Here is a 24,531-nt window from a genome sequence, read left to right as displayed (position 1 = left end):
CTCCCTATGTTGCATATCTTCTGTCCTCACTGCGGCGAGCTGCGCTCCGAAGAGGAATTCCATTCGTCCGGCCAGGCGCACATTCCCCGGCCGCTGGACCCCAACGCCTGCACCGACGAGGAGTGGGGCGACTACATGTTCTTCCGCGATAACCCTCGCGGCCTGCACCACGAGCTGTGGATTCACGCCGCCGGTTGCCGCCAGTACTTCAACGCCACCCGCGACACCGTGACCTACGAAATTCTTGAAACCTACAAGATAGGCACCAAACCGCAGTTCACCGCCAAGGCTGCTGGAGAGAAGGTATGAGCCAGACCAATCGCCTGTCCAACGGCGGACGCATCGACCGCAACAAAGTCCTGACCTTCACCTTCAACGGCCAGACCTACAAGGGCTTCGAGGGCGACACCCTGGCCTCGGCCCTGCTGGCCAACGGCGTGGACATCATCGGTCGCAGCTTCAAGTATTCCCGGCCCCGGGGCATCTTCGCCGCGGGCTGCGAAGAGCCCAACGCGGTGCTGCAGATCGGCGCCACCGAAGCCACCCAGATCCCCAACGTGCGCGCCACCCAACAGGCGCTGTACCAGGGCCTGGTGGCCACCAGCACCAACGGCTGGCCTAGCGTCAACAACGACATGATGGGGATTCTCGGCAAGGTCGGCGGCAAGCTGATGCCGCCGGGCTTCTACTACAAAACCTTCATGTACCCGCAATCGTTCTGGATGACCTACGAGAAGTACATCCGCAAGGCGGCGGGCCTCGGTCGCTCGCCCACCGAGAACGATCCGGACACCTACGACAACATGAACCAGCACTGCGACGTGCTGATTGTCGGTGGCGGCCCTGCTGGTCTTGCAGCTGCGCTGGCCGCAGCCCGCAGTGGCGCCCGAGTGATCCTGGCCGATGAGCAGGAAGAATTCGGCGGCAGCCTGCTGGACAGCCGCGAAAGCCTGGACGGCAAGCCGGCGGTGGAGTGGGTGGCCAGTGTGGTCGCCGAGCTCAAGTCGCTACCGGATGTATTGCTGCTGCCACGGGCCACGGTCAACGGCTACCACGACCATAACTTCCTGACCATTCACGAGCGTCTCACCGATCACCTCGGCGACCGCGCGCCGATCGGCCAGGTGCGCCAGCGTATCCACCGGGTCCGCGCCAAGCGCGTGGTGCTGGCCACCGGCGCCCACGAGCGGCCGCTGGTCTATGGCAACAACGACGTGCCGGGCAACATGCTGGCCGGTGCCGTCTCCACCTACGTGCGCCGCTACGGCGTGGCCCCGGGCAAGAAACTGCTGCTGTCTACCAACAACGACCACGCCTACCGCGTGGCCCTGGACTGGCTCGACGCCAGCCTGCAAGTGGTGGCCATCGCCGATGCGCGGCACAACCCCCGCGGCGCCCTGGTGGAAGAAGCCCGGGCCAAGGGTATTCGCATCCTCACTTCCAGTGCGGTGATCGAAGCCCGTGGCAGCAAGCACGTGACTGGCGCGCGCGTAGCGGCCATCGACGTCAAGGCGCACAAGGTCACCAGCCCCGGCGAATGGCTCGATTGCGACCTGATCGCCAGCTCCGGCGGCTACAGCCCGGTGGTGCACCTGGCTTCGCACCTGGGCGGCAAGCCGGTGTGGCGTGAAGACATCCTCGGTTTCGTGCCCGGTGAAGCGCCGCAGAAACGCGTGTGCGTCGGTGGCATCAACGGCGTCTACAGCCTCGGCGACACCCTGGCCGATGGTTTCGAAGGCGGTGTGCGCGCCGCCAGCGAAGCCGGGTTCCAGAGCGTGGAGGGCGTGCTGCCCAAAGCCCTGACCCGCCTGGAAGAACCAACCCTGGCGCTGTTCCAGGTGCCCCATGAAAAAGGCACCGCGCGTGCGCCCAAGCAATTCGTCGACCTGCAGAACGACGTCACCGCCGCCGCCATCGAACTGGCGACCCGCGAGGGCTTCGAGTCGGTGGAGCACGTCAAGCGCTACACCGCGCTGGGCTTCGGCACCGACCAGGGCAAGCTGGGCAACGTCAACGGCCTGGCCATTGCCGCCCGCTCGCTGAACGTCAGCATTCCGCAGATGGGCACCACCATGTTCCGCCCGAACTACACGCCGATCACCTTCGGCGCCGTGGCCGGTCGGCACTGCGGGCACATCTTCGAGCCGGTGCGTTTCACCGCGCTGCATGCCTGGCATGTGAAGAATGGCGCCGAGTTCGAAGACGTCGGCCAGTGGAAGCGCCCCTGGTACTTCCCGAAAAACGGCGAAGACCTGCATGCCGCGGTCAAGCGTGAATGCCTGGCGGTGCGTGACAGCGTCGGCCTGCTGGACGCCTCGACCCTGGGCAAGATCGACATCCAGGGCCCGGACGCCCGGGAATTCCTCAACCGCATCTACACCAACGCCTGGACCAAGCTCGACGTGGGCAAGGCCCGCTACGGCCTGATGTGCAAGGAAGACGGCATGGTCTTCGACGACGGCGTCACCGCCTGTCTGGCCGACAACCACTTCCTGATGACCACCACCACCGGCGGCGCGGCCCGCGTGCTGCAGTGGCTGGAGATCTACCAGCAGACCGAATGGCCGGACCTCAAGGTGTACTTCACTTCGGTCACCGACCACTGGGCCACCATGACCCTGTCGGGCCCCAACAGCCGCAAGCTGCTGAGCGAAGTCACCGACATCGACCTGGACAAGGACGGCTTCCCGTTCATGACCTGGAAGGAAGGCCTGGTGGGCGGCGTGCCGGCGCGGGTGTTCCGTATCTCGTTCACTGGCGAGCTGTCCTACGAGGTCAACGTCCAGGCCGACTACGCCATGGGCGTGCTGGAGCAGATTGTCGAGGCTGGCAAGAAGTACAACCTGACCCCTTACGGCACCGAAACCATGCACGTGCTGCGGGCCGAGAAGGGTTTCATCATCGTCGGCCAGGACACCGACGGCTCGATGACCCCGGACGACCTGAACATGGGTTGGTGCGTGGGCCGGACCAAGCCGTTCTCGTGGATCGGCTGGCGCGGCATGAACCGTGAAGACTGCGTGCGCGAGCAACGCAAGCAACTGGTGGGCCTCAAGCCGATCGACCCGACCCAGTGGCTGCCGGAAGGCGCGCAACTGGTGTTCAACCCCAAGCAGGCGATTCCCATGAGCATGGTCGGTCACGTGACCTCCAGCTACGCCCACAACTCCCTGGGTTATTCCTTTGCCCTGGGTGTGGTCAAGGGCGGCCTCAAGCGCCTGGGCGAGCGGGTCTTCGCGCCCCTGGCCGATGGCCGGGTGATCGAGGCGGAAATCGTTTCCTCGGTGTTCTTCGACCCCAAGGGCGACCGCCAGAACATATGACATGAACCCGGGCACGCACCCTGTAGCCACTGCCGCAGGCTGCGCCAAGGTCCGCAGGACCTGCCCGGGATGCAAAACCTTGCGCCCGGTTCCCAAGCGACCGCAGCCCCTGGCAGCGGCAACCGGAACCGGACCACAGAATAAAGGACAGGTGCTCCATGACCGCAGTCAACGTTTACCAACAGCGCCCCACCACCGGGGCCAAGGCCGAGTCGTCTTTGCACCACGCCGACCTGCCGAGCCTGGTGGGCAAGGGCCGCAAGAACGCCGGTGTGATCCTGCGCGAGAAAAAACTCCTCGGTCACCTGACGATCCGTGGCGACGGCCACGATCCGGCCTTCGCCGCCGGCGTGCACAAGGCCCTGGGCATCGAATTGCCGGGTGCCCTGAGCGTGGTGGTCAAGGGTGAAACCAGCCTGCAATGGCTGGGCCCGGATGAGTGGCTGCTGATCGTGCCCAGCGGCGAAGAGTTCGCCGCCGAGCAGAACCTGCGCGCCGCCCTGGGCGACCTGCATATCCAGATCGTCAACGTCAGCGGCGGCCAGCAGATCCTCGAACTGTCCGGCCCCAACGTGCGCCAGGTGCTGATGAAGTCCACCAGCTACGACGTGCACCCCAACAACTTCCCGGTGGGCAAGGCGGTGGGCACGGTGTTCGCCAAGTCGCAACTGGTGATCCGCCGTACCGGCGAAGACACCTGGGAGTTGCTGGTGCGCCGCAGCTTCTCCGATTACTGGTGGATGTGGCTGCAGGATGCCGCCGCCGAATATGGCCTCAGCGTCCAGGCCTGAACCCTAACCCTGTGGCCGCTGCCGCGGGCTGCGACAAGGCTCGAAGAGCCGCCCCCTGCGGGGCCGAGCGCAGCCTTCGGCAGCGGCTACAGTGCTTTCGTCAACAGGAGCCCATCTGATGAGCCGCGCCCCCGATACATGGATTCTCACCGCCGACTGCCCCAGCGTGCTCGGCACGGTGGACGCGGTGACCCGCTTTCTGTTCGAGCAGGGTTGCTACGTCACCGAGCACCACTCCTTCGATGACCGACTCTCGGGCCGCTTTTTCATTCGCGTGGAATTTCGCCAGCCCGACGGCCTCGACGAACAGGGCTTTCGTCAGGGGCTGGCCGAGCGCGCCAAAGCCTTCGAGATGAACTTCGAGCTGACCGCGCCGCACTACCGGCCGAAGGTGGTGATCATGGTCTCCAAGGCCGACCACTGCCTCAACGACCTGCTCTACCGCCAGCGCATCGGCCAGTTGCCCATGGACGTGGTGGCGGTGGTGTCCAACCACCCGGACCTCAAGCCCCTGGCCGACTGGCACCAGATTCCCTACCACCACTTCCCCCTCGACCCCAATGACAAGCCGTCCCAGGAGCGTCAGGTGTGGCAGGTGATCGAGGAGTCCGGCGCCGAACTGGTGATCCTTGCCCGCTACATGCAAGTGCTGTCGCCGGAGCTGTGCCGCAAGCTCGATGGCAAGGCGATCAATATCCATCACTCGCTGCTGCCGGGCTTCAAGGGCGCCAAGCCTTATCACCAGGCTTACAACAAGGGCGTGAAACTGGTGGGGGCCACGGCGCACTACATCAACAACGACCTGGACGAAGGCCCGATCATCGCCCAGGGCGTGGAAGTGGTGGACCACAGTTACTACCCCGAAGACCTGATCGCCAAGGGGCGTGACATCGAGGGCCTGACCCTGGCCCGGGCGGTGGGCTACCACATCGAACGGCGGGTGTTCTTGAACGGCAACCGCACGGTGGTGCTCTGATGATTCTTGGGGCTGCTGCGCAGCCCTTAGCGAGCAAGCTCGCTCCTACAGGCGTTGCGCCTGTTTGCGTGAAAGCGATTTTGAAAACGAAACAGCATCCGTACCCGAGCAATCCACGTGTTTCCCCCTTTGGGTAACGCGGTTCCATAACAACAACAGCGAGGTGAAAGCATGTCTGGTAATCGTGGTGTCGTGTATCTGGGCAGCGGCAAGGTCGAGGTACAGAAAATCGACTATCCAAAAATGCAGGACCCGCGCGGCAGGAAGATCGAGCACGGCGTCATCCTGCGCGTAGTCTCCACCAACATCTGCGGTTCGGACCAACACATGGTCCGTGGCCGTACCACCGCCCAGGTCGGCCTGGTCCTGGGTCATGAAATCACTGGCGAAGTGATCGAGAAGGGCAGCGACGTCGAGAACCTGAAGATCGGTGATCTGGTGTCGGTGCCGTTCAACGTGGCGTGCGGGCGCTGCCGTTCCTGCAAGGAGCAACACACCGGGGTCTGCCTGACCGTCAACCCGGCCCGCGCCGGTGGCGCCTACGGCTACGTCGACATGGGCGACTGGACCGGCGGCCAGGCCGAGTACGTGCTGGTGCCTTACGCCGACTTCAACCTGCTGAAACTGCCGGATCGCGACAAGGCCATGGAGAAGATCCGCGACCTGACCTGCCTCTCCGACATCCTGCCCACCGGTTATCACGGCGCGGTGACTGCTGGCGTTGGCCCGGGCAGCAGCGTTTATGTGGCCGGGGCCGGCCCGGTCGGCCTGGCCGCCGCTGCGTCTGCGCGCCTGCTGGGGGCGGCGGTGGTGATCGTCGGCGACGTCAACCCGGTGCGCCTGGCCCACGCCAAGGCCCAGGGTTTTGAAATTGCCGACCTGTCCAAGGACACCCCGCTGCACGAGCAGATCGCCGCCCTGCTGGGCGAGCCGGAAGTCGACTGCGCGGTGGACGCCGTGGGCTTCGAAGCCCGGGGCCACGGCCATGCCGGTGCCCAGCACGAAGCCCCAGCCACCGTGCTCAACTCGCTGATGGGCGTGGTACGGGTAGCGGGCAAGATCGGCATTCCCGGCCTCTACGTCACCGAAGACCCAGGCGCCGTGGACGCCGCGGCGAAGATGGGCAGCCTGAGCATCCGCTTCGGCCTGGGCTGGGCCAAGTCCCACAGCTTCCACACCGGCCAGACCCCGGTGATGAAGTACAACCGCCAACTGATGCAGGCCATCATGTGGGACCGCATCAACATCGCCGAAGTGGTGGGCGTGCAAGTCATCAGCCTCGACGACGCCCCGCGCGGCTATGGCGAGTTCGATGCCGGCGTGCCGAAGAAATTCGTCATCGACCCGCACAAGCTGTTCAGCGCTGCCTGAGGACCGTCAGCCTTTGGGTTGAAGCCTGTCAGTCACTTAAAACGCCGCGTTCTCTTGCCGAGAACGCGGCGTTTTTTCTTCTGGGGTGAGGGCACTTTCAATCAGGCGATCAGTGTGGCGCGCAAGCGCCGTCCCAGCACATCCATCAGGTCGCAGCCATCGCGCAGGGGAATGGCGCAGAGCTGGGCCAGCTCCTGGGCCAGTACCGGGTCCTTGCCCAGCGCATCGCTCAAGGCCAGTTGCTCCAGCACCTGGGTCACGGCGCGGATACGGAAGGCGGCGGCTTCATGGAGCACATCCAGTGGCGCCTGGGTGTCGATCAGTAGAGAGGGAATGTTGCAGTCGTGGCCGGTGATCGGCATGTAACGGTTCATGGAAAGTTCTCCGCAGTTCAGTGAGAACCGCCACGGATTCGTCGCCAAACGATGGGTGGCAGCTGTACGCAGGTTGGCGAACCGGGAACACACGGAACCGGCAGACCCGAAGGTCTCCCACGCACAGCTGCCATAACGGCAACGTTGCGGGTGCAGAACGTCCTGCCAACAAAGCAGGACGCTTCTGACCGTAGTTCGTCGGGTCGCCAAACCCGGTCGCTATTTGAGCGACCGGCGGACTATAAGCCGCCGGTGCGTGAGGCAGCAAGGCGTCGGGTGGTTGATGTCTTGCAGGAGTTGTCGGTTGTTCGGCGAGTGCTCGGTAACGGTTGCGGATGGTGAGTCAATAGCCTCTGCCCGGGTAGTCGAACCAGTGTTCGCCACTCAGGATTTCCTTTATGTCGGTCTCGGCCAGGATGCCTGGCGCATCCCGCTGGAAGCGCGAGCGCCACTGGGGCAGCCACCAGTAGTTCAGCGCCGTGCCTCGTGGTATCAGCACCAGGGTCAGGACGGGGCGGTCCATGGCCCTGCGCTGATACAACTGGTGGCTGCGGTCCATGAGGTCCAGGTAGTAGTCGAGGGGCAGGGACAGCATCAGGGCCGTGGTATGCACCTTTTCCGTCTGGGTTCGCTGTGGGTCCTGCAGCAGGTTCAGGGCTTCGCAGTAGTAACGCTCGGGTTGGCGGGCGAACGCCTGGGCCTCGGCAACGCCAAGAATGCCCAAGGCACTGCCGTCGTCGCGCCAGTCGGCTCCCTGGCGATCGCTGAAGTGCTGGCGGATGAAGCCGGTCAGGGGGCCCGGGGCTGTGTCGGCGCATTGGCTGCTATCGACCGGGGTGCCGATTCGCCAGAGCAAGACGGCGATTGCCAGGGCCAGCAGGAGACCGCTGTAGAGCGCAGCTTTCATAAGAGTCCGTTCGATGGATGGCGCCAGGCAAGGCGGGGGCTTGCATGGCAGGCAAGGGCCTGCCTGCAAGGATGCGACGGGGGGCCTGGGCGCGGAGTTTACCCTGACGACGTTCGCGGGCAAGCCCGTTCCTGCGGCAGCAGGTGCCTGTTACAGCGCCGCCAATTGCCCCTGGTACAACACCGGCCCGGTGGGTTGCCCAGTAGGTGAGCCGCCGTGGGGTTCCAGGCTCACGGCCAGGGCGATCGGGGTGCCCAGCAGTTCGCGTTGGGCCGGGCTCAGGTTGATCTTGCCTTGGCCGCCTACCGGCACCACGCCGAGGGAAATCGGTTTGCCGTCGGCAGGGATCGCCCAGAGTTCCAGGCTGCGGTCCAGGCCAACAGCCGCCAGGGTCAGGGGTTCGACTTGCAGGTACTGGGCATGGGCCTTGATCCGCAGGGCCGGTTGCTGGTCGGCGCTGAGCAGGGTGGCGCTGTAGCGCACCTGATCGCTCTGCTGGATAAAGCCGATGTACAGGGTCGCCAGCACGGCGCAGGCGGCGAGCGCCAGACGCAGGCGCATCCACAGCGGGTTCTTCTGCGGTACGTGCAGCACTTGCGGTTCGATGCGTGCCTGGATGCCCGCCCAGACCCGTTCCGGCACCGCGGCTTCAGGCAGGGCTTCGGTCAGGCTGGCGAGGCTTTCCTGCCACTGCGCCAGTTCTTCGCGCAGGGCCGGGTCGTCCAGCAGGAGCATTTCGAAGCGCCGGCGGGCGGCGCCCTGCATCAGGCCGATGGCGTAGTCGGCGGCCAGGGCGCGGCGGCGTTCTGGGGTTCGATAGTTCATGATTCAAGGCACCGGCGCAGGCGTTCCATGCCCCGACGAATCCAGGATTTGACCGAGCCCAGGGGCGCGGCCAGGTGTTCGGCCAGCTCCGAGCAGGACAGGCCCTGGAAGTAGGCCACGGTGATGGACTGACGCTGCATGCCGTCGAGGCTTTCCAGGCAGCGGTTCAGGGCCCGGGCGGCGCGGGCGCTGTCCAGTTGGTCGTGGGCCGAAGGGCTTTGATCCTCCAACTGTTGTTCTTCGAGTTCGCCCAGGGGCCGTTCGCGGTGTTTGCGCAACTGGTCGATGGCCTGGTTGCGGGTGATGTTGACCATCCAGGTCAGGGGCGCGGACAGGTGCGGCTGGTAGCGCACGGCGTTGTTCCAGATGCGCACGAAGCTTTCCTGCAGCACCTCTTCGGCCAGATCGCGGCGGCCCATGAAGCGCAGGGCGACGCCGTGCAGGCGTGGCGCAACACTGCGATAGAGGGTTTCGAAGGCCCGGCGGTCGCCCAGTGAACACTGGGCCAGCAGGTGTCGCAGTTGATCGGTGTCGAGGCTCGAGATGGCGGTTCTCCTGGCAGGAACTGGGGCAAGGGGCAACGACAGGCGCCGACTGACGCAGCCAAAGATTAGTCCAGGGGGGGCGGTTGTTCCATTCACGTCTTGCTGCCTCGCGCCGGGGGGCTGGGGTTGGCGCTTGTGGACGATATACGCAGCAGCAACGGGCCTGGATGCAGCCGCCGGACGGCAGGGCGGGCGTCGGAACATTCAGTGTCGGGCTCAGTCAAAACACTGCTTTCCCGCCGCCCGAATCCGGGTGGTTTCTCGCCCCATGAGGTTGTTTCGATGAATATTCCACGCGGTTTCGCCCTGGCTACCCTGATGACCCTGGCAGCCGGTTCGGCTCTGGCCGGCGGTTTCAGCCTGAACGATGCGGCCAACGCCATTGCCGGCATGCAAGGCGGCGACAAGGCTGCCGCCGCGCCGACTTCCCAGACCGCCGGCCTGCTGGGCACGCTGGCGCAACTCAATGTCACCCCTGAGCAAGCCATCGGCGGCACTGGCGCCATGCTCGGCCTGGCGAAAAATCAACTAAGCAGTTCGGACTACTCGCAACTGAGCCAAAGCGTGCCGGGCCTGGACCAACTGTCGGGCAGCAACGCCCTGGGCAGCCTGGGCGCCTTGGGCGGGCTGCTTGGCCAGTCTTCCGGCAAGAGCGCCGGCCTGGACAGCGCCCTGGGCAACGTCAAGGACACCCATGACTTGAACAACGCCTTTGGCGCCCTGGGCATGGACAGCGGCATGATCGGCCAGTTTGCCCCGCTGATCCTGCAGTACCTGGGCCAGCAGGGCGTTGGTGGTTCCCTGCTGCAAAGCCTGAGCGGCATCTGGGGTGTGCCCAAGTAACCTCCTGTGGCCCCGGCGCCGAGTGCGTCGGGGCTTGCCTTGAGGGTTGAAACAGTCGTCTTTACCTTCCCTGGAGTTTTCGCCGAATCGGGCCTGTGCTATATCTCGCGCCCCGTTTTCCAAGGAAGCTTGAACGCGATGTTCATGGATGCACTGAAGATGTCTTTGCCCGCCGATGCGGTGCTCGGTTTCATGCTCTACATGCTGGGCGCTGCCCTGGTGTTTGCCCTCTACGCGTTCATCTACACGCGCCTGACCCCCTATAACGAATTCGCCCTGATCCGCCAGGGCAACAGTGCCGCTTCCATCGCTCTTTCCGGCGCCTTGCTGGGCTTTGCCATTCCGGTGGCCAGCGCGATTTCCCATTCCATTTCGATCATCGATTTCCTGCTCTGGGCCGGCATCGCCGCGGTGGTGCAATTGCTCACGTTCCTGGTGGTCAGCCTGACCCTCAAGGGCCTGTCCCAGCGCATCGCCAACCAGGAACATTCCGCAGCGATCCTGGTGGCTTCGGTGTCTGTCGGTGTCGGCCTGCTGAATGCGGCCTGTATGACTCCATCGGTCTGAGGGCGCCGGCATGAAACGCAGTAAAAGCGTGCGCCTGGTGCTGCTGGGCAGTGTGCCGTTCGCCCTGGTTGCGTGTGACGGCCAGCCTCAGGCTACCCGCGAAGTGCGCCAGACCCAGCATTTCAGCAGTGTCCGCGACTGCGTACTGGCACAGGTTCCGTCCGCGATCTGCCAGGCCGCTTTCGATGATGCCCGCGAGCGTGGAGAGCTGATAGCGCCGCGTTATCTCGACCTGCAACGCTGTGAAGACGACTTCTTTGCTGGCAACTGCATGGTTTCCAGAGACAACCGCGCCTACGTGCCGATTGCCAAGGGCCTCGCCCTGACCACCCAGCGCACGGTGCCGGTTCAGCCCGAAGACGAGCAACCCGAGCAGGCCAGCTCCAGCAGTTCGGGTGGTGGTGGTGGTGGCTCCAGCGCCCGTTCGGGCTCCAGCTTCTGGCGCTGGATCGGCTTGGACTCCACGCCCGAGCCGCGCTATTTCAGCGAGACGCTGTACAAGGAGCGCGACGGTCGGGGCGGCTCGCAACTGAGTACCCTCAGCCAGCAGGTGGCGGCCGGCAAGACCTTCTCCGGTGCCAGTGGCGGGCGTTTCGGCATTTCCAGCCCGGACCACTTCACCAGCGCTGGCAATTCCCTGGCCGGTGCCCATGAAGTGGTCAGCCGTGGCGGCTTCGGTTCCTCCAGCCGCAGCAGTTGGAGCTTCGGTTCTTGAAGCGCATCCCCAGCACCCCGCGTGCGGATTGGCAGGCCACGGCGGAGCAGTTGGGCTTTGCCTTCCACACCTTCGACGGCGAGCCGTACTGGGATGAGTCGGCCTACTACCGCTTCAGCCTGCGGCAGATCGAGGACGACCTGGAAGACCCGACCCGGGAACTGCACGAGCTGTGCATGGCCCTGGTGGCCGAGGTGGTGGACAGCGAAGCCTTGCTGGAGCGCCTGGCGATCCCTGCGGCTTTTCATGAGTTGATCCGTCAGTCGTGGAAACAGGGCGATCCCCATCTCTACGGACGCATGGACCTGTGCTACGACGGCAGCGGCCCGGCCAAGCTCCTGGAAACCAACTACGACACGCCGACTTCGCTGTACGAGGCGAGCTTCTTTCAGTACGTCTGGCTTGAGCAGCAGTTGCAGCGTGGGCAGTTGCCGGCCGGCTGCGACCAGTTCAACAGCATCGAAGACAAGCTGCTGCAGGCCTTTGTCCAGGGCGGCTTCAAGTCGCCGATGCACTTTGCCTCGGTGCGGGACTCGCTGGAGGATCGCGGCACCGTCGAATACCTGCGCGACATCGCCCGTCAGGCTGGCCTGGGTACGCGACTGATCGATATCGAGGACATCGGCCTGAATGCCGGCGGGCGCTTCGTCGACCTGCTGGGCACGCCCATCGACAGCCTGTTCAAGCTCTACCCCTGGGAACAGCTGTTCAACGAAGCCTTTGGTCCGGCCATTGCCGGCAGCCGCACGCAGTTTGTCGAGCCGCCGTGGAAGGCGATCCTGTCCAACAAGGGCGCGCTGGCCCTGCTCTGGGAACGGCATGCGGGGCATCCGAACCTGCTGCCGGCGTTTATCGACGACGACCCATCCGCGAGCCTGGGCCCGGGCTGGGTGCGCAAGCCGTTCTTTTCCCGAGAGGGCGCCAATGTGGAAATCTGCACCGAGGGCGGTGAGCGCCTGATCGAGGCCGGGCCCTACGACGGGCCGTGCATCCGCCAGCGGTTTCATCCGCTGCCGGTGTTTGCCGGCAATCACACGGTGATTGGCAGTTGGGTGATCGGCGATCAGCCGGCGGGGATTGGCATTCGCGAGGACAACTCGCCGATCACCAAGGACAGCAGTCGTTTCCTGCCCCACGTGATCAGCGATTGATCAGCGGTGTTCGCCCAGCAGTTCGCTGATGCGCTGGTCCTTGTCGGTCCACAGCTGGTTGACCCAGTCCTGCACTTGCTGGCGGAACGCCGGGTCGTTTTCGTAATCGCCGTGCCACAGCGCCGGGTCCAGCTCGCGGGTGCGGATGTCGATGATCACCTTGGGCACGCTGCCGCAGATCAGGTCCCAGAAGCCGGGAATGCGTTCTTGGGGATAGACCACGGTCACGTCCAGCACTGCGTCCAGCTGTTCGCCCAGGGCTGCGAGAACGAAGGCCACGCCGCCGGCCTTGGGCTTGAGCAGGTGCTGGAAGGGTGAGTTCTGTTGCTGGCGCTTGGCCTCGGTGAAACGGGTGCCCTCCAGGTAGTTGACCACGGTCACCGGCTGGCGCTTGAACAGCTCGCAGGCCGCCTTGGTGATCTCCAGGTCCTTGCCTTGCAGCTCCGGGTGCTTGGCCAGGAACGCCTTGCTGTAGCGCTTCATGAAGGGGTAGTCCAGGGCCCACCAGGCCAGACCGAGGAAGGGCACCCAGATCAGTTCCTTCTTGAGGAAGAACTTGAAGAACGGCGTGCGCCGGTTGAGTGTCTGGATCAGCGCCGGGATGTCGACCCAGGACTGGTGGTTACTCACCACCAGGTAGGAGGTGTCGACCCGCAGGCCGTCGCCGCCGCGAATGTCCCAGCGGGTAGGGATGCACAGGGCGAAGATCAGCTTGTCGATTTCGGCCCAGGTCTCGGCGATCCACATCACCGCGGCGGACGCGTAGTCCCGCAGGCGTCCCGGCAGGATTAGCTTGAGCAGGGCAAACACCATCAGCGGGCCGAACAGCACCAGGGTGTTGAGCAGCAGGAGCAGGGTGACGAAACAGCCGGTGAGCAGGCGGCGCATAAGGCACTCTTTACAATCTTTTGGACGCGCCATGATAAGCAGCTTCGGTGGGCAGGCCAAATTCAAGTGTGCTGACGAATGTTTCACTTGGGAGTGGGTAGGGTGTTGGGCAGGCCGGGCCTCTTCGCCGGCAAGCCGGCTCCTGCGGGGCAGCGGTAGAACCAATTCGTTGGCCGCGGTCTAAAATCCCGCTGCCCCTCTCTTCAAGGAATCCACTGTCGTGAAATCTGTCCTTGCTCTTGTTTCTCTGTTGGTGCTGCCGGTGATGGCCGCCGAGCCGACGTTGTATGGCCGTTACGAATACATCCGCCTGCCGGAAATCGGCGAAACCCTGCAGGCCAAGATGGACACCGGGGCCCTGACCGCTTCGCTGTCGGCCAAGGATATCCAGACCTTTACCCGTGACGGCGAGGACTGGGTGCGCTTCCGCCTGGCCACCAAGGAGGCTGGCGGCAAGGTCTATGAACACAAGGTGGCGCGCATCAGCAAGATCAAGAGCCGCTCCGAGGAGGGCGATGAGGCCGAAGAACCGCAGTCGGCCAAGCGCCCGGTGGTGGAGCTGGAGATGTGCCTGGGCAACGTCAAGCGCACGGTGGAGGTCAACCTCACCGACCGCAGCAGCTTCAACTATCCGCTGTTGATCGGTGCCAAGGCGCTGCGGGAGTTCGGCGCGGCGGTGAACCCGGCGCGGCGCTATACCGCGGATAAACCCGACTGCTGATTGACGGCTTACCAGGCATCCGGCACCGTTCGCCCACTGAATTTGCGCGCTTGGATGCCATGCCCCATATCCTGATTGTCGAAGACGAAGCGGCGATTGCCGACACCCTGATCTTTGCCCTGCAAGGCGAAGGTTTCACCACCACCTGGCTGAGCCTGGGGCGTGCGGCCCTGGACTATCAGCAGGCAACCCCGGCGGACCTGATCATCCTCGATATCGGCCTGCCGGATATCAGCGGCTTTGAAACCTGCAAGCAGCTGCGGCGCTTCAGCGAGGTGCCGGTGATGTTCCTCAGCGCCCGGGACGGTGAGATCGATCGGGTGGTGGGGCTGGAAATCGGCGCCGACGATTATGTGGTCAAGCCCTTCAGCCCCCGGGAAGTGGCGGCGCGGGTCAAGGCGATCCTCAAGCGCATGACGCCGCGCACCGCGCCCGAGGCGGCCCCGGCGCTGTTTGTCATCGACCCGGAGCGGGTGCAGATCAGCTACCGGGCCCAGCCCCTGAGCCTGACCCGGCATGAATTCCGCCTGCTGCAATGCCTGCTGGAACAGCCCGAGCGGGTGTTCAGCCGCGAGCAGTTGCTGGACGCCCTGGGGGTGGTGGCGGATGTGGGCTACGAGCGCAATATCGACAGCCACATCAAAAGCCTGCGGGCCAAGCTGCGCCTGGTGGCGGCCGAGGCCGAGCCGATCCAGACCCATCGCGGCCTGGGCTATAGCTACAGCCCGAGCCAAGCCTGATGACCTTGGGCATCCGCATCTTCCTGGTCTATTTGCTGTTCATCAGCCTGACCGGCTATTTCGTGCTGAGCACGGTGATGAAGGAGATCCGCCCCGGCGTGCGCCAGTCCACCGAGGAAACCCTGGTGGACACCGCCAACCTGCTGGCGGAGATCCTGCGGGACGATTTCAAGGCCGGCACCCTCAGCGAGAACCGCTGGCCGCAGCTGCTGCGGGCCTATGGCGAGCGGCAACCGGCGGCGACCATCTGGGGCCTGCCGAAGAATCAGGTCAACCACCGTATCTACGTCACCGATGCCAAGGGCATCGTGGTCCTGGACTCCAGCGGCCTGGCGGTGGGCCAGGATTATTCGCGCTGGAACGACGTGTACCTGACCCTGCGCGGCCAATATGGCGCGCGTTCGTCGCGCTCGCTGGCCGACGATCCCAACTCCTCGGTGATGCACGTGGGCGCGCCGATCCGCGACAACGGCCAGATCATCGGTGTGGTCACCGTGGCCAAGCCCAACAGTTCCCTGCAGCCCTATGTCGACCGTACCGAACGCCGCCTGCTGTGGTATGGCGCCGGGCTGATCGCCATGGGCCTGTTGTTTGGCGCCTTGCTGTCCTGGTGGCTGAGCGCGGCGTTGCGACGCATGACCGCCTACGCCCTGGCGGTCAGTGAAGGGCGCCGCGCCGAGCTGCCGCACTATCGCGGCGGCGAGCTGGAGCAACTGGCGACGGCGGTGGAACACATGCGCACCCAGCTCGAAGGCAAGGCCTATGTCGAGCGCTACGTGCACACCCTGACCCACGAACTCAAGAGCCCCCTGGCGGCGATTCGTGGGGCGGCGGAGTTGCTGCAGAGCGAGATGCCCCTGGAGCAGCGCCAGCGTTTCGTCGGCAATATCGACAGTGAAAGCGCGCGCATGCAGCAGTTGATCGAGCGTCTGCTGAACCTGGCGCAAGTGGAGCAGCGCCAGGGCCTGGAAGAGCGGGTGAATGTGCCCCTGGCGCCGTTGTGCAAGGAGCTGCTGAACAGCCAGCACGGGCGTATCGAAGGCAAGCAACTGCAGGTGCAACTGCGGGTGCCGGCGGACCTGGCCTGGTCCGGCGAGCCGTTCCTGCTGCGCCAGGCCCTGGGCAACCTGCTGACCAACGCCCTGGACTTCAGCCCCGCAGGCGGCCTGCTGCGTTGCAGCGCGCAACCTGTGGAGGAGGGCGTGGAGCTGGTGCTGTTCAACCAGGGCGAGCCGATTCCGGACTATGCCCTGCCGCGCCTGTGCGAGCGTTTCTACTCGCTGCCGCGCCCGGACAGCGGGCGCAAGAGCACCGGCCTGGGGCTGAATTTCGTCGAGGAAGTGGTGCAGTTGCATGGCGGCCAGATGCACATCGAAAACGTCCCGGGCGGGGTGCAGGTGACCTTGCGTCTGCCCTGAGCGGGGATTCTCCACAGAGTCTCCACATTGCCCCCATAAAACCCCCATGGCCGCGTTCCAGACTCTCTCCCATTCCAACTGGGGAGAGCCTCATGAACCGTAACCTGACCTTCAAACTCGGGGCCATTGGCCTGTTGATCCTGCTGTTGCTGATACCGCTGCTGATGATCAGCGGCCTGATCAGCGAGCGCCAGAGCCTGCGCGACGGCGTGCTCGAGGATATCGCCCGCAGCTCCAGCACCCAGCAGCAGATCAGCGGCCCGGTGATGGTGGTGGACTACCGCAAGACCGTGCGCACCTGGAAAACCGACGACAAGACCAAGAAGCGCTACCAGGAAACCAGCGAGCAACAGGGGCGGCTGTTTTTCCTGCCCGAGCATTTCGAGCTGGACAGCAAGGCCCAGACCGAGCTGCGTGCCCGGGGGATCTACGAGGCGCGGCTGTTCCACGCCGACAACCACCTCAGCGGCCATTTCGTCGTGCCCGAGCAGTACGGCATCAAGGAAGACTTTGCTGATTACCAGTTCGACCAGCCGTTCCTGGCGGTGGGCATCAGCGATATCCGCGGCATCGAAAACGCCCTGCAACTGCAGCTCAATGGCCAGACCCTGGACTTTGCCCCGGGCACTTTTGTCAGCTGGCTGGACGAAGGCGTGCACGTGCTGCTGCCGCCCCTGGATCTGAAGAAGAGCACCCGCCTGGACTTCGCCTTCGACCTGCGCCTGCAGGGTACCGGGCAACTGCAGGTGCTGCCGGTGGGCAAGACCAGCAAGGTGCTGCTGACGGCCAACTGGCCTCACCCAAGCTTTGTCGGCAACTACCTGCCGGTGCAGCGTGAAGTCACCGAGCAGGGCTTTTCGGCGCTCTGGCAGACCTCGTTCTTCTCCACCAACCTGGAACAGGCCATGGAGCGCTGCGCCTATAGCAGCCAATGCCAGGACTTCAACAGCCGCAGCTTTGGCGTGAGCTTCATCGACCCGGTGGACCAGTACCTGAAAAGCGACCGGGCGATCAAATACGCGCTGCTGTTCATCGGCCTGACCTTTGCCGGCTTCTTTCTCTTCGAGGTGCTCAAGAGCCTGTCGGTGCACCCGATCCAGTACGGCCTGGTGGGCGTGGCACTGGCGTTCTTCTACCTGTTGCTGCTGTCGCTGTCGGAGCACCTGGGTTTCGAACTGGCCTACGGCGTGTCGGCTGCGGCCTGTGTCGGCTTGATCGGTTTCTATGTCAGCCATGTGCTGCACAGCTGGCGTAACGGCGCAGTGTTCGCGCTCTCGCTGGCGGCCTTGTACGGCTTGCTGTATGGCCTGCTCAGCGCCGAGGACTATGCGCTGCTGATGGGCTCGCTGTTGCTGTTCGGCCTGCTGGGCGTGTTCATGGTGCTGACCCGCAAGCTGGACTGGTATGGCCTGGGCCAGCGCAAGGATCCGGCCCCCCTGCAGTTCGACCTGGAGGCCATCCATGAGTAAGTCACTGGGCTTGCGTGAGGACCAGCGTCAGCGCGAGCGCCTGACGCAGCGGATTGGCCAGTTGTTTCCACCGGAGGCGTGGTGGCGGGTGCGCCAGCAAGCTGCTCCCCGTGCTACAGGAGCCGGCTTGCCGGCGAACAGGGCCGAGCGCCTGACCGATTAGGCCGGCGGTCGGGTCTCGAGCATCGACGGTCGCTGACTGACCTCGAAGTACCAGGCCGCGAGCCCGGGCTGTTGCTGGCGCCACTCCAGGTCTGGATGGCGGAAGTCCAGGTAAGCCAGGGCACAGGCGACACTGATGGCGGCCACGTCGAAGTGGCTGGCCAGCTCGGCCAGCGCCTGCGCCTCAAGCACTGCCAGGGCCCGTCGGATCTTGTCGCGCTGGCCTTCGAGCCACGGCGCCCAGTGGTGTTCCGGTGGCCGCAGGGTCAGCTCGTAACGCACCAGCACTGCCGCCTCCAGGATCCCGTCGGCCAGGGCCGCCAGGGTCAGGCGCCGCCAGCGGGCCGAACCCTCTTGGGGAATCAGTGGGTTGCCGACATGTTGCTGGTCCAGGTACTCGAGGATCACCCGGCTGTCGTAGAGCACCTGGCCGTTGGCCAGGCGCAGGGCAGGAATCTTGCCCAGGGGGTTGTCCTGGTTCAGCGCGTTGTCCGGGTTTACCGGGGTCAGTTGGCAGGCTTGCAGGGCCACACGGTCGAGCTGCCCGGTTTCGTGCAGCAGCACCATGATTTTGCGTACGTAAGGTGATGCCCGGTTGTGGAACAGCGTCATGCTTGGGGTAGACATGAATATTCCTCGCGGTTGGGAACGGAGCACAGGCTCGCGGCCCGAGGATCTTAGCGCAGCCTGTGGCACTGGCCACAGGGGCGGCACAAGGGACAGACAAGGAGCGATGAATGCGCAGGTCCTATCTTTTGCACGGGCTGTACAGTCTGGCCCTGACCCTGTTGGGTGGGCTGGCGGTGTACCTGGCCCTGCAGTACGAGTTCCGCCGCAAGGGCGAGGGTGAGCCCGAGCTGATCATGGCGTTTGCCTACATGGCCTGGTACTGGGCGCTGCCGGCGCTGGCCCTGCCCGCCCTGGTGTGCGGGCTGCTGGGCCTGCGTGGCCCAGAGCCGGTGACCCGGCCCTGGCGCTGGAGCCTGGCGGCGAGCTATGTGCCGCTGCTGGGGCTGGCGCTGTTTTGCGTACTGATCGCGGCTGAGGCGCTGCTGGAAAACCGCGTGTTCATTCCGGTGCTGCTGATCAGCCTGGGGCTGTCGGTTTATCTGTGGCGCGGTTTCCCCTCGGCTGCCGTCAAGCCGCTCGCCCGCGCCTGAACAAGCCCCGCAGGGCGATCAGCGCCGGCAGGCCCAGGCCGAGCCAGCTCAGGCTGTCCCAGATCCCATCCCCCAGCAGCGCCGCGAACAGGCCGCCGGCGCTGAGCAGGGCCAGGGCCAGCGGCGCCCTGAAGACTTTCCAGAAGTTCGATTGCCGGGGCTTCATGGGCGCACCTGCGCAACCGACTTCGCAGCACGCCGCCGGACTGTCCACAGGTACAGGCCACTGCCCAGGACAATGATGGTCAGCCCATCCAGGGTTGCCCACAGCACCTTCATCGGCATGCCGCCGTAGTCACCGAAGTGCAGCGGCTGGGACATGCCCATGGCATCCATGTACCAGGGGCGCGTGCCCACGGCGGTGACCTGCAGGGTGCTGGCGTCGATCAGCACCGGGGTCAGCAGGTGCGAAGTCAGGTGGCTGCTGCCCTTGAGGAACACCGCGTAGTGGTGCTCGCTGGAGAAGCGCGTGCCGGGGAAGGCAATGAAGTCCGGCTGCATGCCTGGGGCGGCTTCCCGGGCGATGTCCAGCAGGCGGCTGGCGGGAGCCAGCGCGGTCAGGGGCGGGGCGTCGCGGTAGGGCGCGACCATGGCGCTGAGGCTGTCGTTGCGCCAGGCGGCGATGATCAGGTCGGCGCAGGCGCTGATGACCCCGGTCACTCCCACCACCAGGGCCCAGGTCAGGGTGACCACGCCAATCAGGTTGTGCAGGTCGAGCCAGCGCAGGCGGCTGGATTTGTCCTGACGCACGCTGGCGAATTTCAAGCGGCGCATGAACGGCAGGTACAGCACCGTGCCGGAGATGATCGCCAGTACAAATAGCAGGCCCATGAAGGCCAGCAGCAGTTTGCCCGGCAGCCCGGCGAACATATCCACATGCAGGCGCAGCATGACCATCATCAGCCCGCCGTTGGCCGAAGGCATGGCCACGGCTTCGCCGGTGCGGGCGTCGAGCATGAAGGTGTGGGAGGAATTGGGCTCGGTGCCGGCGGTCTTGGCCATGATCGCCATCACACCGTTGGGCTCGTCCTCGTCCCAGCCGAAGTACTGCATGACTTCCCCCGGGCGGTGAGCTTCGGCGGCCTTGACCAGCTGTTGCAGGTCCAGGTGCGGGGTGTCGGTGGGCATCTCCCGCAGCTCGGGGGAATCCCCCAGCAGGTGGTCGATCTCGTGATGGAAGATCAGCGGCAGGCCGGTGAGCGCCAGCATCAGCAGGAACACCGTGCAGATCAGGCTGGTCCAGGTGTGGATAAAGGACCAGCGGCGGATTGTCTTGCTTTTCATTTCTTAGCCTTCAGGCACACCAAGGCCGTCCCTGTGGGACGGCCTGGTTGTTAACTCAGCCGATTACCATTGATAGGTGGCGCTGGCGACCACGCTGCGCTGATCGCCGAAATAGCAGTAGGAACCATCGCAGGTGGACAGGTAGTCCTTGTCGAACAGGTTGGTGGCGTTGAGTTTCAGCGACGCCCCTTTGAGGCTGTTGTCCAGGCGACCGAGGTCGTAATGCACGGCAGCGTCGAACACCGTGTAGGCGTCGGCCTTGCCCAGCCAGGTGTTGGCCTGGTCGCCATAGGTATTGCCGGTGTAGCGGGCGCCGGCACCGATGCCGAAACCGTCGAGTACGCCGGAGTGCCAGGTGTAGTCCGTCCACAGGGAGGCTTGCTGGTTTGGCATCAGCTGCAGGCGGTTGCCTTTGTGGATGCCTTTTTGTACCTCGGACTTGGCCAGGGTGTACGCAGCGATGACCTTGAGGTTTTCGGTCACGTCAGACACGGCTTCCAGCTCCAGGCCTTTGACCTTCACTTCGCCGGTCTGGTTGGTGATCGACTCGCCTCCTGCCCCAATGCTGGTTACCAGGACATTCTTCTGGGTCAGGTCGTAGACCGCCGCACTCAGCAGCGTGTTCGAACCCGGCGGTTGATACTTGATGCCCAGCTCCCACTGTTTACCTTCCGTGGGTTTATACGATTCGGTCGGTGAAACGCTAGCGTTGCTCGCTGGCTGGAAGGATTCGGCGTAGGAAATGTACGGCACGACACCCGAGTCGAACACATAGCTGAGCGCCGCATTGCCACTGAAGTTCTTGCTGCGATCAGTGTTGGTCACGTCTTTCTTGTTGAGGTAGGTGGTGCCTTGGTGCACCCAGTCCTCACGGCCACCCAGGGTCAGGCGCCAGTTGTCCAGGGCCATCTGGTCCTGGACGTAGAGGCCGGTCTGAATGGTTTTCTGGTCGTAGTCGTAATAAGCGTCGGTGCGCGACGGACGAACAATCGGCTGGCCATACACCGGGTTGAAGATGTTGGTTGTTCCCCCGTTGCCGTAGATCGACAGGTAGGAGGTGTCGGTACGTTGGTGATCCAGGCCAAGCAGCACCGTGTGGGTAATGTCGCCTGTGGCGAAGTCCGCCTGGAAGTTGTTGTCGACCGCGAACTGGCCGATGTCTTCGTTGACGTTGGTCGAGGTACGGCTGATGTTGCCCGCCGCATCAGCCGGGGAGTAGGCATAGGAACCCACGGTCAACTGTTGGAAGGACAGCTCCGATTTGGTGTAGCGCAGGTTCTGACGGAACTGCCAGACATCGTTGAAGCGGTGCTCGAAGGCGTAGCCCAGCGCGTAGTAGGTCCGATCGTAGAACTCGTAGTCCGGGTCACCCAGGTTCTTGTGATGGGAGACGTCGCCCAGTGGCGATTTGATCTTGGTGCCCTGGATCGGCATGAACTGGCTGGTGGCACCGGTATCGTCGCGGGTGAACTGCGTGAGCAGGGTCAGCTTGGTATCGGTATCGATGTTCCAGGTCAGGCTGGGGGCAATGTTGTAGCGCTTGTTGTCGATGTGATCGACCTGGGTGCCGGCATCGCGCACGACGCCGCTGAGCCCATAGAGGAACTGGCCTTCATCGTCGATCTTGCCGGTGCTGGCGAAGTTGATCTGGCGGTAGTTGTCACTGCCGTACTGGATCTGCACGGCATGACTGGTGTCTGCACTGGGGCGCCGGCTGACCATATCCAGCAGGCCGCCCGGCGGGGTCTGGCCATACACCGAGGACGCCGGGCCGCGCAGCAGGGCAAGGCGGTCGAGGTTCCAGGTTTCCGCTTTCGGGTTGGCATACACACCGCGGGGCAGGGGCAAGCCGTCGAGGAACTGTGTGGGTTCGAAGCCCCGTACACGCATCCAGTCATAGCGGGTATCGCTGCCGTAGCTGGCAGAAACAATCCCGGGCATGTAACGCACGGCATCGTCGAGGTTCTGGACGTTGCGGTCTTCCATCTGCTGGCGGGTAGCGACGGAAATCGAGCGCGGAGCCTCAACCAGCGAGGTGTCGGTCTTGGTGCCGGCGGCGGTACGTGTGGCGAGGTAACCGTCGACCGGGCCCCAGGCACTCTCGCCAGCCAGCTGGCCAGTGATATTGGTTTCCGGCAAGGTCACCACGCCTTCCGGTGCCGCCACCAGGCTGTAGGTGCCGGCGCTGCTGTGCTCCAGTTGCAAGCCGGTGCCGCGCAGGGCTTCGCGCAAGGCGCCCGGGGCGTCGAACTGGCCATTGACTGGAGCCGAGGTCTTGCCCGCCGCCAGGGACGGATTCAGGCTCAGGGCCAGGCCAGCCTGACTGGCAATCTGGTTCAGGGTGCTGGCCAGGGGCGCTGCTGGCAGGTTGTAGGCGCGCACGCTGCTGGCCTGTTCGGCGGCCATCAGCGCTGGGCTGGTCAGGGGGGCGCTGAGCGCGATGGCAACGGCCAAGAGACTGGGGCGCAACAGAGTGTCTAGCGGGCGGTACATACGGCGGCTCCTGAATGGAAATGTTTCGCAATTGCCTAGGTGCCGGACGAGATTGGAAAAGTGATAGGGCAGATTGAAAATAATTTAGATTTAGATTGATTGAGGTTCATTCGCTGGCAAGCCAGCTCCTACGGGATCGGTGTAGGAGCCAGCTTGCTGGCGAAGGCCACGACACCGTTCTCAGTGTTTGGCGTCAGCCTTGGCCACCACGGTCACCCACCAGTCGGTGTGCCGCTCGATCTTCACGGGCAGGGTCGGCAGCAGGGCATTGAGGGCCAGGTCGGTGTCCTGCAACGGGAAGCTGCCGGTGATCCGCAGGTCGGCCACTTCCGGGGCCACGCCCAGGTGACCGCGGCGATAACGGCCCAGCTCATCGATCAGGTCACCGAGGCGGGCGTTGTCCACCACCAACATGCCTCGGGTCCAGGCATCGGCGCCCAGGTTCAGCGCCTGCAGCGGCCCGAGACCGTCGCGGCGCATCAGCACTTGCTGGCCTTCCTTGAAGACGTGTTCGTCCTGGCCGGCTTGCGCTCGCGCCGCCACCGCCGATTGCAGCACGCCGAGGCGGGTGCCCTGGTCTTCACGCTTGACCAGGAAGCGCGTACCCAGGGCGCGCATCCGGCCGTCGCGGGTTTCGACGATGAAGGGGCGACTGTCGTTGTGCCCGGTCTCGATGAGGATTTCGCCTTCCTGGAGAACGATCCGGCGCTGCTTCTCATCGAAGCGCACATCCAGCGCACTGTGGGTATTGAGGTTGATCACCGTGCCGTCTGTCAGGCGCAGGGTGCGCTGCTCACCGGTGGCGGTGCGCTGGTCGGCCAGCCAGTAGTCCACCGGCAGGTAGCGCTCGCCGGCAAACAGCGCCAGCCCCGCCACCAGCACCACGCTGGCGACTCCGCGTCCCAGTTTGCGCACGCGCCGGCGCAGGCCTTCGCGAGATTGCACCAAGGCATTGCGCGCCGGGCCGGCCGCCACGCTAAAGCGCTGGTCGAGCATGCCCAACTGGCGCCAGGCGCGGGCGTGTTCTTCATGGGCGGCATGCCATTTGGCGAACTCTTCGCGCTCCACGGCACTGGCGCCGCCGTCCAGGGACAGTTGCCAGGCAATGGCGGCATCCAGCACCCGGGCGGACACCGGCTTGGAGCTGATGGGAGTCATACCGGCTCCCCGTACAGGGCGATGTAGCACTGGCGGATGCCCTGAGCCAGGTACTGACGCACCCGTGGCACCGAGACTCCCAGGCGTTCGGCGATCTCGGCGTGGCTCAGGCCGTCGAGGCGGTTATAGAGGAAGGCCATGCGCGCCTTGCTGGAGAGTTTGCCCAACAGGCGGTCGATGGCCTTGAGGTCTTCGAGGATCATCTGCTGCTCTTCCGGCGACGGTTGTTCGCCTTCGGGGATCAGCATCAGTTCGCTGAGGTAGGCCTGTTCCAGGGCGGCGCGGCGGAAGTAGTCGAACAACAGGCCTTTGGCGATGGCCACCAGAAAGGCCCTGGGTTCCCGTGGAGCCTCGAGTTCATCGCGACCCAGCAGGCGCACGAAGGTGTCCTGGCTCAGGTCCTCGGCCCGTTGAGCGCAGGCAACGTTGCGCCGCAGCCAGGCCAATAGCCAACGGCGATGGTCGCGATACAACGCACCAACCAGCTCATTGTGGGGGCTTTGGACTGACGACAACGGGGCTCACCGATCGAGAAGTTTAAAATAACGAGAACTATTCGCGATTGTGGCAGAGGCGAAACACAGGCGCAATTGGCGCTGGTCGGCTGCTCTTTCCCGTGGGTTGCACGCTTTTTTCTGATGTGGCGAGGC

26 protein-coding genes are annotated in these 24,531 nt (G+C 64.5%); 15 read left to right on the top strand and 11 right to left on the bottom strand.

All coding sequences use genetic code 11. From position 1 onward, the window contains the following. Nucleotides 1-6: 6 nt before the first annotated feature. The 5 genes from PFZ56_RS03080 (at nt 7) to fdhA (ending at nt 6,461) form a co-directional block, all read left to right on the top strand. A complete protein-coding gene (locus PFZ56_RS03080; RefSeq protein WP_011063902.1) occupies nt 7-309 on the top strand; it encodes a sarcosine oxidase subunit delta in 303 nt (100 codons plus the stop codon). Then, nucleotides 306-3,323 (top strand): sarcosine oxidase subunit alpha, encoded by a 3,018-nt coding sequence (locus PFZ56_RS03075; protein ID WP_110594433.1) that lies wholly within the window; start codon nt 306-308, stop codon nt 3,321-3,323. Before PFZ56_RS03080 ends, PFZ56_RS03075 begins: the two co-directional genes overlap by 4 nt. A gap of 158 nt (nt 3,324-3,481) precedes the next feature. Beyond that, nucleotides 3,482-4,114, top strand: coding sequence for a sarcosine oxidase subunit gamma (locus PFZ56_RS03070; RefSeq protein ID WP_047306416.1), 633 nt, complete (start codon nt 3,482-3,484; stop codon nt 4,112-4,114). Nucleotides 4,115-4,232: 118 nt separating this feature from the next. Further along, nucleotides 4,233-5,090 carry a formyltetrahydrofolate deformylase gene (purU, locus tag PFZ56_RS03065; RefSeq protein ID WP_060841437.1) on the top strand — a complete coding sequence of 286 codons (858 nt, stop codon included), beginning with the start codon at nt 4,233-4,235 and terminating at the stop codon, nt 5,088-5,090. A 171-nt stretch (nt 5,091-5,261) separates the two neighbouring features. Further along, nucleotides 5,262-6,461 (top strand): formaldehyde dehydrogenase, glutathione-independent, encoded by a 1,200-nt coding sequence (gene fdhA, locus PFZ56_RS03060; RefSeq protein WP_047306414.1) that lies wholly within the window; start codon nt 5,262-5,264, stop codon nt 6,459-6,461. A gap of 101 nt (nt 6,462-6,562) precedes the next feature. Here the strand turns inward: fdhA and PFZ56_RS03055 are convergent, their stop codons facing one another. From PFZ56_RS03055 to PFZ56_RS03040, 4 genes are all read right to left on the bottom strand, one after another. After that, nucleotides 6,563-6,835, bottom strand: coding sequence for a hypothetical protein (locus tag PFZ56_RS03055; protein ID WP_047306413.1), 273 nt, complete (start codon nt 6,833-6,835; stop codon nt 6,563-6,565). Nucleotides 6,836-7,178: 343 nt separating this feature from the next. Continuing rightward, the gene (locus PFZ56_RS03050; protein ID WP_170002903.1) at nt 7,179-7,742 is read right to left on the bottom strand and encodes a hypothetical protein; all 564 of its coding nucleotides are present in this window, start codon (nt 7,740-7,742) and stop codon (nt 7,179-7,181) included. A gap of 150 nt (nt 7,743-7,892) precedes the next feature. Continuing rightward, on the bottom strand, nt 7,893-8,567 hold the full coding sequence (locus PFZ56_RS03045) for an anti-sigma factor domain-containing protein (RefSeq protein ID WP_110652386.1): 675 nt from the start codon (nt 8,565-8,567) through the stop codon (nt 7,893-7,895). Beyond that, nucleotides 8,564-9,208: a sigma-70 family RNA polymerase sigma factor gene (locus PFZ56_RS03040; RefSeq protein ID WP_102881080.1), complete on the bottom strand. Its 645-nt coding sequence runs from the start codon at nt 9,206-9,208 to the stop codon at nt 8,564-8,566. Before PFZ56_RS03040 ends, PFZ56_RS03045 begins: the two co-directional genes overlap by 4 nt. Before the next feature lie 186 nt (nt 9,209-9,394). On the opposite strand from PFZ56_RS03040, the gene PFZ56_RS03035 reads away from it, so the two are divergent. From PFZ56_RS03035 to PFZ56_RS03020, 4 genes are all read left to right on the top strand, one after another. Beyond that, nucleotides 9,395-9,955 (top strand): DUF2780 domain-containing protein, encoded by a 561-nt coding sequence (locus PFZ56_RS03035; RefSeq protein WP_170002901.1) that lies wholly within the window; start codon nt 9,395-9,397, stop codon nt 9,953-9,955. A 138-nt stretch (nt 9,956-10,093) separates the two neighbouring features. Continuing rightward, nucleotides 10,094-10,522, top strand: coding sequence for a DUF350 domain-containing protein (locus tag PFZ56_RS03030; RefSeq protein WP_102881078.1), 429 nt, complete (start codon nt 10,094-10,096; stop codon nt 10,520-10,522). 10 nt (nt 10,523-10,532) lie between these two features. Next, nucleotides 10,533-11,237, top strand: coding sequence for a DUF1190 domain-containing protein (locus PFZ56_RS03025; protein ID WP_170002899.1), 705 nt, complete (start codon nt 10,533-10,535; stop codon nt 11,235-11,237). Next, the gene (locus tag PFZ56_RS03020; RefSeq protein WP_170002897.1) at nt 11,234-12,388 is read left to right on the top strand and encodes a glutathionylspermidine synthase family protein; all 1,155 of its coding nucleotides are present in this window, start codon (nt 11,234-11,236) and stop codon (nt 12,386-12,388) included. Before PFZ56_RS03025 ends, PFZ56_RS03020 begins: the two co-directional genes overlap by 4 nt. Here the strand turns inward: PFZ56_RS03020 and PFZ56_RS03015 are convergent, their stop codons facing one another. Further along, a complete protein-coding gene (locus PFZ56_RS03015) occupies nt 12,389-13,276 on the bottom strand; it encodes an acyltransferase (RefSeq protein WP_170002895.1) in 888 nt (295 codons plus the stop codon). Between the two features lie 220 nt (nt 13,277-13,496). Between PFZ56_RS03015 and PFZ56_RS03010 the strand changes: the two genes are divergently transcribed. From PFZ56_RS03010 to PFZ56_RS02990, 5 genes are all read left to right on the top strand, one after another. Further along, nucleotides 13,497-13,997 (top strand): ATP-dependent zinc protease, encoded by a 501-nt coding sequence (locus PFZ56_RS03010; RefSeq protein ID WP_170002893.1) that lies wholly within the window; start codon nt 13,497-13,499, stop codon nt 13,995-13,997. 59 nt (nt 13,998-14,056) lie between these two features. Then, nucleotides 14,057-14,737 (top strand): two-component system response regulator CreB, encoded by a 681-nt coding sequence (gene creB / locus PFZ56_RS03005; protein WP_102881469.1) that lies wholly within the window; start codon nt 14,057-14,059, stop codon nt 14,735-14,737. Then, nucleotides 14,737-16,155 carry a two-component system sensor histidine kinase CreC gene (gene creC / locus PFZ56_RS03000; RefSeq protein WP_110653371.1) on the top strand — a complete coding sequence of 473 codons (1,419 nt, stop codon included), beginning with the start codon at nt 14,737-14,739 and terminating at the stop codon, nt 16,153-16,155. The genes creB and creC overlap by 1 nt, the downstream gene beginning before the upstream one ends. 92 nt (nt 16,156-16,247) lie before the next feature. Next, a complete protein-coding gene (gene creD, locus PFZ56_RS02995) occupies nt 16,248-17,624 on the top strand; it encodes a cell envelope integrity protein CreD (RefSeq protein ID WP_170002891.1) in 1,377 nt (458 codons plus the stop codon). Further along, the gene (locus PFZ56_RS02990) at nt 17,617-17,787 is read left to right on the top strand and encodes a hypothetical protein (RefSeq protein ID WP_170002889.1); all 171 of its coding nucleotides are present in this window, start codon (nt 17,617-17,619) and stop codon (nt 17,785-17,787) included. Before creD ends, PFZ56_RS02990 begins: the two co-directional genes overlap by 8 nt. Here the strand turns inward: PFZ56_RS02990 and PFZ56_RS02985 are convergent. Beyond that, nucleotides 17,784-18,413 carry a glutathione S-transferase gene (locus PFZ56_RS02985; RefSeq protein WP_115581094.1) on the bottom strand — a complete coding sequence of 210 codons (630 nt, stop codon included), beginning with the start codon at nt 18,411-18,413 and terminating at the stop codon, nt 17,784-17,786. The two genes, PFZ56_RS02990 and PFZ56_RS02985, sit on opposite strands and share 4 nt — an antisense overlap. A 110-nt stretch (nt 18,414-18,523) precedes the next feature. On the opposite strand from PFZ56_RS02985, the gene PFZ56_RS02980 reads away from it, so the two are divergent. Next, nucleotides 18,524-18,946 (top strand): hypothetical protein, encoded by a 423-nt coding sequence (locus PFZ56_RS02980; RefSeq protein ID WP_170002887.1) that lies wholly within the window; start codon nt 18,524-18,526, stop codon nt 18,944-18,946. On the opposite strand, the gene PFZ56_RS02975 is transcribed toward PFZ56_RS02980, so the two are convergent. The 5 genes from PFZ56_RS02975 to PFZ56_RS02955 all read right to left on the bottom strand — a co-directional run bounded on the left by PFZ56_RS02975 (nt 18,924) and on the right by PFZ56_RS02955 (nt 24,396). Next, entirely contained in the window at nt 18,924-19,112 is a 189-nt protein-coding gene (locus PFZ56_RS02975; protein ID WP_110594445.1) for a hypothetical protein, read from the bottom strand. The two genes, PFZ56_RS02980 and PFZ56_RS02975, sit on opposite strands and share 23 nt — an antisense overlap. After that, a complete protein-coding gene (locus PFZ56_RS02970) occupies nt 19,109-20,230 on the bottom strand; it encodes a PepSY domain-containing protein (RefSeq protein ID WP_170002885.1) in 1,122 nt (373 codons plus the stop codon). Before PFZ56_RS02970 ends, PFZ56_RS02975 begins: the two co-directional genes overlap by 4 nt. 63 nt (nt 20,231-20,293) lie before the next feature. Next, a complete protein-coding gene (locus PFZ56_RS02965) occupies nt 20,294-22,723 on the bottom strand; it encodes a TonB-dependent siderophore receptor (protein ID WP_170002883.1) in 2,430 nt (809 codons plus the stop codon). 180 nt (nt 22,724-22,903) lie between these two features. After that, complete coding sequence (locus tag PFZ56_RS02960) at nt 22,904-23,881, bottom strand: FecR domain-containing protein (protein WP_170002881.1); 978 nt, start codon at nt 23,879-23,881, stop codon at nt 22,904-22,906. Next, on the bottom strand, nt 23,878-24,396 hold the full coding sequence (locus PFZ56_RS02955; RefSeq protein WP_170002879.1) for an RNA polymerase sigma factor: 519 nt from the start codon (nt 24,394-24,396) through the stop codon (nt 23,878-23,880). The genes PFZ56_RS02960 and PFZ56_RS02955 overlap by 4 nt, the downstream gene beginning before the upstream one ends. Nucleotides 24,397-24,531: the final 135 nt, after the last annotated feature.

The sequence above is a fragment of the Pseudomonas danubii genome (assembly GCF_042980055.1).
Taxonomy (GTDB): domain Bacteria; phylum Pseudomonadota; class Gammaproteobacteria; order Pseudomonadales; family Pseudomonadaceae; genus Aquipseudomonas; species Aquipseudomonas danubii.
This window is presented reverse-complemented; position numbering and strand designations above follow the sequence as displayed.